Raw genomic sequence first — 13,766 nt, 5'->3', positions numbered from 1 at the left:
GGGGGGGGGCCCCCCCCCGCCCCCCGCGCCCGCCGCGGCCCCCGCACGCGCGCGGGCGGCGGCGCGGCCACCCGGGGGGGGGCCGCCCCCCGCGGCGCCCCCCCTCGGCCCGGGGTGGCTACTCCGAACGGCTGGAGATGAAGGCCTCGTACTGGGCGGCCGTGAGCAACTGCTTCAGCTCGTCAGGCTGGGCGACGGTGAGCTCGATGATCCAGCCGTCGCCGTACGGGTCCGTGTTGATCAGCTCGGGTTCGTCGTTCAGGCCCTCGTTCACCGCGGCGACCGTTCCGGTGAGCGGCATGAAGATCTCGCTCACCGCCTTGACGGACTCCACCGTGCCGAACGCTTCGCCGGATTCGAGCTGCTTCCCCATGGTGGGGATGTCGGCGAAGACGACGTCACCGAGCTGCTTCTGCGCGAAGTCGGTGATGCCCACACGGGCCTTGTCCTTGCCGGTGGTCCGCACCCACTCGTGGTCCTTGGTGTACTTGAGGTCTTTCGGGACGTTGGCCATGGGGATCTCCGCGAGGTCGAGGCAACTGCACTGACGGATCGTCAGTCATGTGGAGGAGCCTGCTACAGGTCCCCGCCCCTCGCCGCGAAGCGCACCCGGTCGGGTGAAGGCGGGTGTCAGTTGTGCAGGAAGGACTCCAGCGAGGTGGCCAGTGCCACCGGCGTCTCGTACATCGGGTAGTGGCCGCTGCCGTCGAGCTCCTCCAGTTCGGCGTTGGGGTAGTGGGCGAGCCAGGTGCCGCGCATCACGTCGGCGGTCAGGGCGAGGTCGTGTGTGCCCACGATCACTTTGACGGGGACGGGGTTCCCGTTGATGCGGCGTTCCAGGTCGGCCGTCGCCCAGTCCCGCACGTACCCGCCGAAGGCCTCGGGCGTGGAGAGCCGGAGCGACTGGTCGACCATGCGGTCCAGCCAGACCCGGCCCGCCCGCTGCCCGGTGACCAGGTCGAGGATCGCGTACCGCTTCTCGCGGTCCTCGGCGGCGCCGTAGAACAGCGCCTCGCCGTCGGCGTCCAGCGGGTAGGCCCCGGCGGGTACGGGTGCCAGGCCGACGAGCTTGCGCACCCGCAGCGGCGCCTCGGCCAGCACCTGCTGCGCGGCCTTGCCGCCCATCGAGTGGCCGATCAGCGAGAAGCGGTCCCAGCCGAGTTGGTCGGCCAGGGCGAGCGCGTCGGCGGCGATCTCGGCGAGTGTGTAGGAGCCGGTGACGTCCTTGCGTTCCCCGTAGCCCCGGTAGTCGAGGAACGCGTAGCTGAAGGCCCTGCCGTCGAGGTAGTCGAGGAAGGGGCCCCAGCCCGCGCTGGTGCCGAACCAGTCGTGCAGGACCAGGACGTGGTGGTCGCCGGTGCCGGTCGAGCGGTGAGGGATCGTCATGCCATCGGTCCTTCCCCGGAAGCCTCCCGCCCGAACGGCCGGTCGCCGGCCCGTGCGGCGGGCGGCTACGCCATGGGCCGTCGGGCGAAGTCCGGGGCGTGTTCGGGGCGGGGGCCGAAGGCGATCAGGCGGGAGATGCCCAGCCGGACCGCCGGGACGTGGCGGACGAGCGCGGCGAATCCCATCGGCGGGCCGGACCGCCGGCCGGTGAGCGCCGGGACGAACATCACGCCGTGCAGGATCCGTTGCAGCCGCTGGATGACCACCGTCGGCATCTGGCGTCGCCGTTGCACCCGGGCGAGCGCGGCGGTGGTCGGGCGGCCGCGCAGCAGCGGCTCGGCGAGCAGGGTGGCGGCCGCGACGGCGTCCTGGATGGCGAGGTTGATGCCCACCCCGCCGGCCGGGGACATCGCGTGGGCGGCGTCGCCGATCAGCAGCAGCCCGTCGGTGTACCAGCGGTCCAGCCGGTTGAGCCGGGCGTCGAGCATGTGGACGTCGTCCATGCCCGCCAACTGGTCGACGCGGTCGGCGTACTGGGGCAGCAGCCGGGCGATCCGCTCGCGGAAGCGCTCCACGCCTTCGGCGCGCAGCTGCGGGTCGGAGCCCTTCGGCTTGAAGTAGGCGATCTGGAAGTAGCTGTCGCGGGCGATGCTGAGGGCCAGCTCGCCGTCGCCGAAGCCGGCGACGAGGCTGGGCGGCGCGGCCTGCTCCTCCGCGTGCCGGGGCAGGCGGAACCACCAGACGTCGAAGGGCACCGGGTACTCCTCGGCCACCAGCCCGGCCGCCTTGCGCAGGGTGGAGTGCCGGCCGTCGGTGCCGACGGTGAGGTCGGCGCGGAGCTCGCCCTGCTCGCCGTCCCGGGTGCGGTAGCGCACGCCGGCCACCCGGCCGCCCTCCCGGATCAGTCCGGTGGCCTCGGTGTTCATCCGCAGGGTGAAGGTGGGCTCCCGCCGGGCTTCCTCGACGAGGAAGTTGAGCAGGTCCCACTGCGGCATCATCGCGATGTAGTTGTACGGCGCGGGCAGCCGGTCGTAGGCGCTCAGCGGGACTTGGCCGACGCCGGGCACCGGCACCACCAGGTTGCCGAGCCGGCTCTGCGGCAGCGCGGCGAACTTCCGGCCGAGGCCGAGTTCGTCCATCAGTCGCACGGTGGAGGCGTGGACGGTGTCGCCGCGGAAGTCCCGCAGGAAGTCCCCGTGCTTCTCCAGCACGGTCACCTCGACACCCGCCCGGGCCAGCAGCAGGCCCAACATCATTCCGGCCGGTCCGCCCCCGGAGATCACGACGCTCATGGCTCTCTCCCTTGCTGTGCTCGGTTGATCACCTTCCGTGTGGAACTTGCATTTACAGAGTCTCTGGAACTGTCTCAGGTGTCAAGTAGTATGCTGCTCCACATGAAGGATCTGGTGGCGGCCGCCCTCACGGCGGCGAAGGACCGGGGCCAGGACGTCGCGGACGTCCCGCTGACGGCGATCGCCGCGACGGCCGGCATCTCCCGCAGCACCCTGCTGCGCAGGCTCGGCGGCTGCCGGGCGCCGCTGGACGAGGCGGTCCGGCAGGCGGGCGTCGACCCGGGCGGACGGCCGCCGGTACGGGAGCGCGCGATCGCGGCGGCGGCCGGGCTGGTGGCCGAACGCGGCCTGGGCGGGGTCACCCTGGACGCCGTGGCAGACCGCGCCGAGTGCTCGCTGCCCAGCCTGCACACCGTCTTCGAGGGCCGGGACGGCCTGCTCACCGCCGTCTTCCTCCAGTACGGCCCGCTGCCGGACCTGGAAGCGCTCGCCGCGAACCCGCCGGAACGCCTGGAGGACACCGTCCGGGCGCTCCACCGCGCCTTCGCCGCGGCCTTCGACCGCCAGCCCCGGGTCATGCCGGCGGTCTTCGCCGACCTGTTCGCCCGACCGGACGGCCCCGCCTCCCGGATGATGGCGGCCCACCTGCCGCGACTGTTCGACGGCCTCGGCCGGCTGCTGCTGCCGTACATCGAGGCCGGACGGCTGCGTCCGCTGCCGCTCCCGGTGCTGGTCCAACTGCTGTTCGGCCCGCTGATCAACCACATCCTGCTGCGGCCGGTCCTCGAACCGGCGCTCGGCGCCGGACTGCCCTCGCTGGAGGAGTCCATCGACCTCTTCGCCGAGGCCTACCTGCGGGCGGTCGCCCTGCCGTAGCGGGGCCGGGAGACTGCCTGATCCGTTCCTGGGACGTGTCTGCCGGAAAGCACCGAGCTCTCCCGGAAAACGCCGAGCCCCGGCCCGCCGGGCGAAGCCGGGGAGCCGGGGAGCCGGGGCTCGGACGGGGGCGGTCAGGCGCTGCGGCGGCGGCGCGCGACGAAGAGCGCGCCGATGCCGCTGACGAGCAGGGCGGCGGCGCCCGCCGCGGTCTTGATGACACCGTCCGACCCGGTGTGGGCGAGCTCGCCGCCCGCCAGCTGGGCGGTGCCAGTGGTGCTGGTGGTGCTGGTGGTGTCGGTCTCGTCGGCGGTGCCGGTGGTGTAGCTGGTCCGGATGACGGGGCCGGTGCCGATGCCGGAAGTGTCGGTAGTGACCTGGATCGCGTTGCCCTGCGGGCTCGCGCTGGCGGCGTGGGCGGTGCCCTCGTTGATGACGGCGGACGGGTCGACGGAGGTCTGGCCGACCTTGGCCTCGGCGGTGTAGGCGAGGCGGACGTGCTTGGTGATGGTCGCGCCTGCCGCGAGGGCGTCGCCGCTGAGGAGGTAGCGGACGGGGCCGCCGGCCTGGGGGCCCGGGGTGCCGGGCACGGTCTCCCAGGCGCCATCGGCCTTCTGCATCTCCAGGACGCTGTGCGAGTCGGCCCACAGGATGGTGGCGAGCTTGTCGTAGCGGGAGGCGCTGGGGTTGTTGACGGCGACGTCGAACTCGACCGGGGCGCCGCCGGCGACGGCGGTGGTCGGCGCGTTCTTGAGCTGGACGACCAGGGACTTCACCGTGACGTCCTTGGTGGCCTCGGCGAGCACGGTGTCCTCGGCCGCCGGGTCGACGACGGCGGAGTAGAGCTTGGTCGGCAGGTTGTAGCCGCCCGTGTCGTTGTTCCCCACGGCGGCGAGCCGCAGCTGGAAGGTCTTGGTGGCGCCGGCGGGGACGGTCAGGCCGGTGACCTTGCCGCTGAAGTTGAAGGTCTTGTCGCTCTGCTTGAAGGTCAGCTCGACGGGCTTCCAGGTGCCGTCGGCGTCGCGGTACTCGATGGCGAACGCGTCGTGAACCCGGGCGTGCACGTTGCTCACGTTGAGCTTCAGGGTGAACGGGGCCTCGGTGGTGCCCGGGTTGGTGACGGTCTCGGAGAACTCGACGGGCTCGCCGCCGTACCCGATCGGGGCCGGCTCCTGGATGGTCAGCGCCGGCTTGGCGGCGACCGGGGCGGCGGTGACGTCAATCGCGACGAACTGGGGGCCGACGATCGCCTGCATGGCCCCGGCGCCCTGGTCGAGCATCGCCCACGGGTGGATGTAGGCCGTGCCGAGCGGGGCGTCGGCGGTGAACGCGAAGCGGACGTGCCGGGTGTCGCTGCTGCCGGCGGCGATGGTCCTGTCGTCGGTGAGGTGGTACGTGACGCGGTCGGAGCCCGGCTGGCTGCTGGCGGTGCCGGTGATGTTCTCCCAGCTGCCGTCGGCCTTCCGCACCTGGAGCGTGCTGTGCTTGTCCGCCTCCACGACCTTGTCGACGGTGGTGTAGCGCGAGGCGCTGGGGTTGTTCACGGTGACGTCGAACTCGACCGGGGCGCCGCCGGCGACGGCGGTGGTCGGCGCGTCCTTGACCTGCACGGTGATGGCCTTGGCCGCGACCTGGTCGGTGCTCTCGGCGAGGACGGTGGTGCCGGTCGCGTCGAGGACGGCGGAGCTGAGCGTGACGGTCGAGTCCTGGTTGGACCAGTAGGCGGCGAGCTCGGTGGTGAGGCGCAGCTGGACGGTCCTGGTGGCACCGGCGGCGACGGTCAGGCCGGGGACGGTGTCGGCGACGGGCTTCCAGGTGCCGTCCGCGTCGCGGTAGTCGACCTTGATGGCGTGCGTCGCGATGGGGCCCGCGCCGCTCGTGCCGATCCTCAGCGTGAACGAGGCCTCGGTGGTGCCGGGGTTCGTGATGGTCTCGGCGAACTCGACCGGCTGCCCGCCGCGGCCGACCGTCGCCGGCGCGTTGACCTTCAGCGACGGCTTGTCGGCCGTGGCCTCGGCGGCCGGCGCGGCGGGGGCGGTGGCGGTGGCCGGTGCCTCGGCGGCGTACGCGGCCGGGGAGGACAGCACCGCGCCGGTGGCCAGCAGCACGCCGAGGGTGGCGGCGGTGAGGACGGTGGAGCGGGAGCGACGGGCGCGGACAACGGACATGGAAATACCCCCCGGGGTGTTCTGCCGTCGGCATTTCAGCCGCCGGCCGGTACGTGTGCTTGGAGTCGGACCCGAAGTTCGAGGGCGTCGCCCCCAGCGCCTCTCGCGGTCCGGGTTCGGCGGGCTTCCCCGCCTCTCACTGACATAGACGTGCGGCGGCCGCCGGGGTTGCAGGTGATCCAAAAGTTTTTTCGAAAATCTCTGAGACCGCCCTGACCTGCGGTTCCGCTCTCCAGCGCCCGCCGGGCTCAGTGCAGCGCGAGCTCGTCGCCCACGCTCAGCCGCCCGGGGGCGGCGACCTCGGCGAGGGCGTCGAGCCGGCCGTCGTGGGCGTGCACGATCGCCTTGAGGATCTCGGGGGCGTGCGGCAGCCCCGGCTGCGGGGCGCCGGTCATCGCGCAGCGCTCGCTGGAGCGGACGAAGGCGAGGCGGGCGCCGGTGCCGCCCTGCCCCTCCCGGCCGAACCAGCCGTCCTCGACGAAGGGCGGGGTGCCCGGGGGCGTCCGCAGCAGGATGTTGGGGCGGAACCGGCGCTCGTCGACCACCGTGAAGGGGGCGGCCTCGCGGACCCAGTCCAGGGTGGCGGTGGTGAGCACGCTGACCGGCAGCTGGTCGAAGTGGGAGACGGCGTCCTCGCGGGCGAGTTCGACGTCCTCGCGCTGGAGGTAGGCGCGCAGGAAGGCGGCCGGGTCGGCGACCGGGTGGCCGAGCGGGTCGAACAGTTCGGGGCCGTCGATCCGGTGGCCGAGGCGGGCGGAGAGGCGGAGCAGGCCGTCCATCCGGCGGAAGCGGCGGGTGTTCTTGCCTGAGCCGAGCTTGCCGTCCGCGTCGCGGACGGCGTAGAGGCGGTCGCCGGCCAGGCCGCGCTCGTCCACCTCGACGGAGTCGAGCCGCTCGCCGCCGGTGGACTTCACGGGGTAGCGCCAGAGTCGCTCGATCACTCCGATGATCTCTGCCATGGGCGGACAGCGTAGCGGCGGCGCCGGGGGATGGTCTAGACCAAGTCCCGTGCGGCGACTGGCCGGAACGCTCCGGGGCGGGTCTTCGAACTCCCTAGCCCAGCCGTGCCACCGCCCGGACCGGCGCACCGTCCGCCGCCGCCAGCCGCAGCGGGAACAGCGACACCTCGACCGGCCGCCCGGCCTCCTGGGCGTCCAGCAGCGCCCGCAGATCGGTCAGGTTCTCGGCGATCACCCCGCCGCCGGGCGCCCCCAGCAGCACCCGGTGCGCGGCGAGGGTCGGCTCGTCGGCGCCGGGCTGGTCGTGCTCGTCGGTGAGGTCCGCGAGCAGCGCGGCGACCGCCGGGTCGCCCGGGCCCGGGTCGGGGGTGGGGTCGACGCTCAGCGCGTCCACCCCGACGGTCCGCACCCCGGCGGCGACGATCGCCTCGGCGGCGGCCGCGGTCAGGCTGGGGTGCGCGAGGTAGGCGTCGGTGCCCCAGTGCCGGGCCCAGCCGGTGGCGAGCAGCAGGACGGACCCCTCGCCGACGCGCGCCAGGGCGGGCGCGAGCAGCTCGGGGGTGACGGCGGCCCGGGGCTCCAGCCCGCGCAGGTCGGCGAGCACCGCGGGGCCGGTGAACCGCTCCAGCGGCAGCCCGTCCAGGGTCGGCCAGGTGACGTCCACGTGGTAGGGCGCGTCCACGTGCGTCCCGGACTGCGAGCCGAGGTGCAGGGCCAGCACGTTCACCCCGGCGGTGGCGGTGGTGAGCGCGGGCTCCAACAGGACGGCCGGATCGCCGGGGTAGACCGGCATCGCGGTGGTCACCTGATGGGTGAGGTCGACGAGGGTCGCTGCCATGCCCCCATCCTTCCAGGGGAGCCCGCGGATGAGGCCCGACCGGGTGAGTCCGGATAGAAATGGGACATGGGAACAGTCAAGCGTCAGCCGTGGGTGGTCGGGGTCTCTGGTGCGTCGGGGACGCCGTACGCCGCCTCGGTGGTCCGGGCGCTGCTCGCCGCCGGGGAGCCGGTGGACCTGATCGTCAGCCGAGCCGCCCGGCTCACCATCCTCGACGAGACCGGCATCTCCTTCCGGGACGCCCACTGGCGCGCCGACCTGGCCGCCTGGCTGGGCTCCGACGAGGGCCTGGACGACGTCCGCTACTGGCCCGCCGGGGACTTCGCGGCCGGCCCGTCCAGCGGCTCGTACCCGGCCAAGGGCATGCTGGTGGTGCCCGCGACCACCGGCGCGGTGGCCGGGATCGCGCTCGGCCTGAGCAAGGACCTGCTGCAGCGGGTGGCCAGCGTCACCCTCAAGGAGCGCCGCCCGCTGGTCGTGTGCGTGCGCGAGGCGCCACTCAACGGGGTGACGTTGAAGCACCTGGTGGAGCTCGACGCGCAGGGCGCCGTCGTCCTCCCCGCCTCTCCCGGGTTCTACGCCGGCGGCTCGACCGTGCGGGAACTCGTCGACTTCGTGGCCGGCCGGGTGCTGGACGCGGTCGGCGTCCCGCATTCCCTGTACCTGCGCTGGGAAGGGGAGTTGGGGGCGGCGGCCCGCCGGGCCGACGAGAACGGCAGCGTGTCGGCTGAGGGGGAGTGAGGAGGCCGTGGGCGGGAGAGTATCTTCTCTGCGATATCCGGGTTGTTCCGCGCATGGCGCCTTGGAATCCGGATAATGATCTGTGGGTCTGGTGAGGTTCGGAAGGACGCGGACGGTATATGGACACGGTGGACAGACAGCTCATCCAGGCGCTCCGGGAGAACGGCCGCGCGTCCTACGCCGAGCTGGGCCGGCTGGTCGGGCTCTCCGGCCCGAGCGTCACGGACCGGATCAACCGACTGGAGCAGGCCGGTGTCATCACCGGCTACCGCGCGACGGTCAATCCGGCCTCGCTCGGCTTCGGCGTCACGGCCCTGATCGGCCTTCAGCTGACCGACGCCGCCGATCACGAGGACGTCGCGCACCGGCTCAAGGACCTCAACGAGGTCGAGGACTGCTGGTTCATCGCGGGTGACGACTCCTACATGCTCAAGGTCAGGGTGGCCGACGTGGCTGGCCTGGAGTCGGTGGTCAAGCGGATCTCGGGCACGAAAGGCGTGGCCCGCACCCGCACCACCGTCGTACTCTCCACGAAGTGGGAGAACCGGGTGAGCGAACTCCCTCCCGAAGGAGAGTGACGGATGGCACTGGTCGGTCTGGAGGAGCTGCGCGCCGCTCGGCAGCGGATCGCGGGGGTGGCCGTGCGCACCCCGCTGGTTCCCGCCCCGTGGGCGGACGAGGGGGAGCGCCGGCTCTGGCTGAAGCCCGAGAACCTCCAGCCGACCGGGGCCTTCAAGACCCGCGGCGCGTACAACCGGCTGGCCGCGCTCACCGAGGCCGAGCGGGCCCGTGGCGTGGTCGCCCAGTCGAGCGGCAACCACGCGCAGGCGGTGGCGTACGCGGCGGCGCTGCTCGGCATCAAGGCCGTGATCGTGATGCCGGACACCTCGCCGGCGGTGAAGGTGGAGTCCACCCGGGGGTTCGGCGCCGAGGTGGTCCTGGTGTCGCCGGAGGAGCGGGACACCCTGCCCGCCGAACTGGCCGAGCGGCACGGCTACGTCTGGGTGCCGCCGTACGACGACCCGTTCATCATCGCGGGCCAGGGCACGGTCGGCCTGGAGATCGCCGAGGACGCCCCGGCCGGGCTGGACACCGTCCTGGTGCCGGTCAGCGGCGGCGGCCTGATCTCCGGGACGGCGGCCGCGCTCAAGCTCACCCGCCCGGGCATCCGGGTGATCGGCGTGGAACCGGAGCTGGCCGCCGACGCGCAGGCCAGCTTCCGGGCCGGCCGCCGGCTGGCCTGGCCGGTCGCCGACACCTACCGGACCATCGCGGACGGCCTGCGTACCCCGTCGGTCGGCGAGCTGCCCTTCGAGCACCTGACCGCGTACGTGGACGACATCGTCACCGTCACCGAGGACGAGATCCGCGCCACCGTCGCCCTGCTGGCCCGCCGCGGCCGGCTGGTCGCCGAGCCCTCCGGCGCGGTCGCCCCGGCAGCCTACTTCCACCGCGCCGCCGAGACCGGGGGCCGGACGGTCGCGGCCGTGGTCAGTGGTGGCAACATCGACCCCGCACTGCTCGCTGAGCTGCTGTCGGCATAGGCGTACGCTCGGTCCGGCAAGGAATCGAAGTCGGAGGAGGCGGGGCACCGCATGGACGCAGGGCTGAAGCGCGAGCTGGAGGCGAAGGTCTACGCGGGTGAGCGGCTGACCCGCGAGGACGGGATCGCGCTCTACGAGAGCGACGACCTGGCCTGGCTGGGCGGTCTGGCCCACCACGTGCGGACGCGGAAGAACGGCGACGTCGTCCACTTCAACGTCAACCGCCACCTCAACATGACCAACGTGTGCAGCGCGTCCTGCGCGTACTGCTCGTTCCAGCGCAAGCCGGGCGAGAAGGACGCCTACACGATGCGCATCGAGGAGGCCGTCCGGCTCGCCAAGGCGATGGAGGTCGACTCCCTCACCGAGCTGCACATCGTCAACGGCCTGCACCCGACCCTGCCCTGGCGCTACTACCCGCGCTCGCTGCGGGAGCTGAAGGCGGCCCTGCCGAACGTCTCGCTGAAGGCCTTCACCGCCACCGAGATCCACTGGTTCGAGAAGATCAGCGGCCTGCCCGCCGACGAGATCCTGGACGAGCTGATCGACGCCGGCCTGGAGTCGCTGACCGGCGGCGGCGCGGAGATCTTCGACTGGGAGGTCCGCCAGCACATCGTCGACCACGACACCCACTGGGAGGACTGGTCGCGGATCCACCGCCTCGCCCACAGCAAGGGCCTCAAGACGCCGGCCACCATGCTGTACGGCCACATCGAGGAGCCCCGCCACCGGGTGGACCACGTGCTGCGGCTGCGCGAGCTGCAGGACGAGACCGGCGGCTTCCAGGTCTTCATCCCGCTGCGCTACCAGCACGACTTCCACGACTCCAAGGACGGCGTCGTGCGCAACAAGCTGATGGCCCGCACGGAGATGGCCACCGGCGCCGAGGCGCTGAAGACCTTCGCGGTCTCCCGGCTGCTCTTCGACAACGTCCCGCACGTCAAGGTCTTCTGGGTGATGCACGGCGTCACCACCGCCCAGCTGGCGCTCAGCCACGGCGCGGACGACATGGACGGCTCAGTGGTCGAGTACAAGATCACCCACGACGCGGACAACTTCGGCACCCCGAACAAGCTGGGCCGTGACGACCTGCTCGACCTGATCCGCGACGCCGGCTTCCGCCCGGTCGAGCGCAACACCCGCTACGAGATCATCCGCGAGTACGAGGGCCCGGACCTGGGGCGCCGCGAGGCCCCGCAGGCGATGCGCCTCTGACCGGAGAACTCCCCCGCCGCCCGGGCCCCGGCCCGGGCGGCGGCGTTTCTTCACCGCCCCCGCACCCGCCCCGGGTTTACCAACCGGTACACCGTTTGGCAGGATCGGCGGTATGTCCGGTTCTCATCGCGCCACCACGTACCCGTCGTACGAGCCGATAGCGGAGCCGGTGTACGGGGTGCCGCAGCAGCCGTACGGGGCGGGTGAGCCGTACCAGCAGCCCGTCCGGCAGGACCACTACGGCGAGTACGGGCAGCTCCCGCAGGCCCCTGACGGGTCCTTCGAGGCGTACGAGCAGCCGTTCCAGCCATCCCAGCCGTTCCAGCCGTACGCCGCCGGGCCCGACCCGCTCGTCGCCCCCGGGCCGGTGTACGCCCCCGGGCCGGCGTACGACGCCGAGCCGGTGTACGCCCCCGAGTCGGTGTACGACGCCGAACCGGTGTACGCGTTCGAGCCGGAGCCCGTCCGGCAGCCCACGCCCCCGCCCGTGGCGGCACCCGTGGGTGCCCGGGCGGCCGCCCGGGGGCACCGCCGGAAGGCGAAGAAGAAGCGTCACGGCAAGGCGGTGATGGCCGGCACCGCGCTGCTGGTCGCGGCCGCCGCCGGCTGGTACACCGTCGGCCAGGACGACGCCAAGCCCGTCGCCGCAGCCGCCGACGGCCCCGGCCCGGAAGGCGTCAGCACGCCCGACCAGCCGGCTCCCGCCGCCCGGGCCGCCGCCGACCGGCAGACCCAGCCCCCGGCCGCCGACCGCAGCCAGGTCCGTGCGGACGGCTCGGTCGCCGCGATACCCGGCCTCGGCGCCGACTTCGTCGCGAAGATACCCACCGAGACCACCCAGGTGGTGCTCGCCTCCGGCCAGGACAAGAACGGCAACAAGAACACCGTCACCCTCTGGACCCGCACCCCCGAGGGCCGCTGGCTGGCCGGCGAGACCTGGCAGGGCCACAACGGCAACAACGGCTGGACCACCGACCACAACGAGGGCGACCTGCGCAGCCCGATCGGCGTCTTCGCGCTCTCCGACGCGGGCGGCCGCAAGGCCGACCCGGGCAGCAAGCTCCCGTACGACAAGGACCCGAGCTTCGTGGTCTCCGGGACGGGCTTCTTCGGCGACCAGCTGGCCGGCTCCTTCGACTACGTGGTCGCGATCAACTACAACCGGGTGCCCGGAAACTCCCCGCTGGACCCGCGCCGCCCGATGGGGGCGAAGAAGGGCGGCGGGATCTGGATCCACGTCGACCACGACGGCCCCACCCACGGCTGCGTCTCGATCCCCGAGGACAAGATGGCCGAGCTGATCCGCACCCTGGACCCGGCGGCCCACCCGGTGATCGTGATGGGCGACGCCGCCTCGCTGTCCGCCTGACCCCGGCGTTCCGCCCCCGGCCCGATCCCGACCTGCCCCCGGCCCGACACCGGCGTTCCGGCGGCGTCCGCACGGTGTTCCGGGCGGTGTCGGCCCCGTCATCGGCGGCGGTGCCCGCCCCGTCGTCCGCATCGGCGTCGATCCCGGCGCGCCCGGAGGCCAGTCGCCGCAACGCCCCTTGTCGGGCTCCTACAGATCACGGGGGCGGATCCTGTAGCCGGGCGCGCCCCGCTGACCAGTGGGTAACCCGGTTCCATGGCACTATGAGCGGTTCGCGCATTGTGGCACTCGGCCACTACCAGCCCCCCAAGGTCCTCTCCAACGACGACCTGGAGGCGCTCGTCGACACCAACGACGAGTGGATCCGTAGCCGGGTGGGCGTCAGAACCCGGCACATCGCCGAGGGCGAGACCCTGGTCGACCTCGCCACCGAGGCCGCGCAGAAGGCGCTCGCCAAGAGCGGCCGGACGGCCGACGAGATCGACCTGATCGTGGTCGCCACCTGCACCGCGATCGAGCGCAGCCCCAACACCGCCGCCGCCGTGGCCGCCCGGCTCGGCGTCCGGGCGCCCGCCGCGTACGACATCAACACGGTCTGCTCCGGCTTCTCGTACGCCCTGGCCACCGCCGACCACGCGATCCGGGCCGGCGCGGCGCGCCGCGCGCTGGTGATCGGCGCCGAGCGGATGTCCGACACGCTGGACTGGACCGACCGCACCACCTGCGTGATCTTCGGCGACGGCGCCGGCGCCGCGGTGGTCGAGGCCCAGGAGGACGGTGCCGAGCCCGGCATCGGCCCGGTGGTCTGGGGCTCCGAGCCGGAGAAGGGCGACGCCGTGGTGATCACCGGCTGGGACCCGGTGATCAGCCAGCAGGGCCAGTCGGTGTTCCGCTGGGCCACCACCCAGCTCGCCCCGCTGGCCCGCCGGGCCTGCGAGCAGGCCGGGATCGACCCGTCGGAGCTGAAGGGCTTCGTGCCGCACCAGGCCAACCTGCGGATCATCGACTCGATCGCCGCCAAGCTGGGCCTCACCGACGCGGTGGTGGCCCGGGACGTGGTCGACTCCGGCAACACCTCGGCCGCCTCGATCCCGCTGGCCTTCTCCAAGCTGGTCGAACGCGGCGAGCTGTCCCCGGGCGACCCGGTCCTGCTCTTCGGCTTCGGCGGCGGGCTCGCCTACGCCGGCCAGGTGGTCCGCTGCCCCTGACGGCGCGGAGCCGGGCTTCCGAGGGCCCCTGAGGGGCCGCGACGCGAACATGGCCGGGGGGGGGGGGGCGCGGCGGGGTGGTGGTCGGGCGGCGCACGCTGTCCGAGGGGGGCGCGCCGGTCGGGCCGGGCCTCCACTCCAACGACCGCCGCGCGCCCCCCCCCGCCCGC

The 13,766-nt window shown here is 73.0% G+C and carries 13 protein-coding genes; 7 read left to right on the top strand and 6 right to left on the bottom strand.

Going from position 1 to position 13,766, the window contains the following annotated elements; translation table 11 throughout:
• Nucleotides 1–118: 118 nt before the first annotated feature.
• From gcvH to ACFV6I_RS19895, 3 genes are all read right to left on the bottom strand, one after another.
• Nucleotides 119–514, bottom strand: coding sequence for a glycine cleavage system protein GcvH (gene gcvH / locus ACFV6I_RS19905; protein ID WP_380426669.1), 396 nt, complete (start codon nt 512–514; stop codon nt 119–121).
• Nucleotides 515–630: 116 nt separating this feature from the next.
• Entirely contained in the window at nt 631–1,386 is a 756-nt protein-coding gene (locus tag ACFV6I_RS19900) for an alpha/beta fold hydrolase (RefSeq protein WP_380426667.1), read from the bottom strand.
• Between the two features lie 65 nt (nt 1,387–1,451).
• A complete protein-coding gene (locus tag ACFV6I_RS19895; RefSeq protein WP_380426665.1) occupies nt 1,452–2,678 on the bottom strand; it encodes an FAD-dependent oxidoreductase in 1,227 nt (408 codons plus the stop codon).
• 102 nt (nt 2,679–2,780) lie between these two features.
• On the opposite strand from ACFV6I_RS19895, the gene ACFV6I_RS19890 reads away from it, so the two are divergent.
• Nucleotides 2,781–3,554, top strand: coding sequence for a TetR/AcrR family transcriptional regulator (locus ACFV6I_RS19890; RefSeq protein WP_063351314.1), 774 nt, complete (start codon nt 2,781–2,783; stop codon nt 3,552–3,554).
• Nucleotides 3,555–3,688: 134 nt separating this feature from the next.
• Here ACFV6I_RS19890 and ACFV6I_RS19885 read toward each other — a convergent pair whose 3' ends face one another.
• The 3 genes from ACFV6I_RS19885 to ACFV6I_RS19875 all read right to left on the bottom strand — a co-directional run bounded on the left by ACFV6I_RS19885 (nt 3,689) and on the right by ACFV6I_RS19875 (nt 7,519).
• On the bottom strand, nt 3,689–5,722 hold the full coding sequence (locus ACFV6I_RS19885) for a hypothetical protein (protein WP_380426663.1): 2,034 nt from the start codon (nt 5,720–5,722) through the stop codon (nt 3,689–3,691).
• Between the two features lie 248 nt (nt 5,723–5,970).
• Nucleotides 5,971–6,681, bottom strand: a complete 711-nt coding sequence (locus tag ACFV6I_RS19880; protein WP_380338157.1) for an MOSC domain-containing protein — start codon at nt 6,679–6,681, stop codon at nt 5,971–5,973.
• 94 nt (nt 6,682–6,775) lie between these two features.
• Nucleotides 6,776–7,519 carry a cyclase family protein gene (locus ACFV6I_RS19875; RefSeq protein ID WP_063348889.1) on the bottom strand — a complete coding sequence of 248 codons (744 nt, stop codon included), beginning with the start codon at nt 7,517–7,519 and terminating at the stop codon, nt 6,776–6,778.
• Between the two features lie 66 nt (nt 7,520–7,585).
• On the opposite strand from ACFV6I_RS19875, the gene ACFV6I_RS19870 reads away from it, so the two are divergent.
• The 6 genes from ACFV6I_RS19870 to ACFV6I_RS19845 all read left to right on the top strand — a co-directional run bounded on the left by ACFV6I_RS19870 (nt 7,586) and on the right by ACFV6I_RS19845 (nt 13,596).
• A complete protein-coding gene (locus ACFV6I_RS19870; RefSeq protein WP_380426661.1) occupies nt 7,586–8,260 on the top strand; it encodes a UbiX family flavin prenyltransferase in 675 nt (224 codons plus the stop codon).
• 119 nt (nt 8,261–8,379) lie between these two features.
• A complete protein-coding gene (locus tag ACFV6I_RS19865; protein WP_063348891.1) occupies nt 8,380–8,838 on the top strand; it encodes an Lrp/AsnC family transcriptional regulator in 459 nt (152 codons plus the stop codon).
• Nucleotides 8,839–8,841: 3 nt separating this feature from the next.
• A complete protein-coding gene (locus ACFV6I_RS19860) occupies nt 8,842–9,804 on the top strand; it encodes a threonine/serine dehydratase (protein ID WP_063348892.1) in 963 nt (320 codons plus the stop codon).
• Between the two features lie 51 nt (nt 9,805–9,855).
• On the top strand, nt 9,856–11,019 hold the full coding sequence (mqnE, locus tag ACFV6I_RS19855) for an aminofutalosine synthase MqnE (protein ID WP_063348893.1): 1,164 nt from the start codon (nt 9,856–9,858) through the stop codon (nt 11,017–11,019).
• A 112-nt stretch (nt 11,020–11,131) separates the two neighbouring features.
• The gene (locus ACFV6I_RS19850) at nt 11,132–12,388 is read left to right on the top strand and encodes a L,D-transpeptidase family protein (RefSeq protein ID WP_380426659.1); all 1,257 of its coding nucleotides are present in this window, start codon (nt 11,132–11,134) and stop codon (nt 12,386–12,388) included.
• Between the two features lie 263 nt (nt 12,389–12,651).
• Nucleotides 12,652–13,596 carry a beta-ketoacyl-ACP synthase III gene (locus ACFV6I_RS19845; protein WP_063348894.1) on the top strand — a complete coding sequence of 315 codons (945 nt, stop codon included), beginning with the start codon at nt 12,652–12,654 and terminating at the stop codon, nt 13,594–13,596.
• Nucleotides 13,597–13,766 lie beyond the last annotated feature (170 nt).

Source organism: Kitasatospora sp. NPDC059803 (assembly GCF_042732255.1).
Lineage (GTDB): Bacteria > Actinomycetota > Actinomycetes > Streptomycetales > Streptomycetaceae > Kitasatospora.
This window is presented reverse-complemented; position numbering and strand designations above follow the sequence as displayed.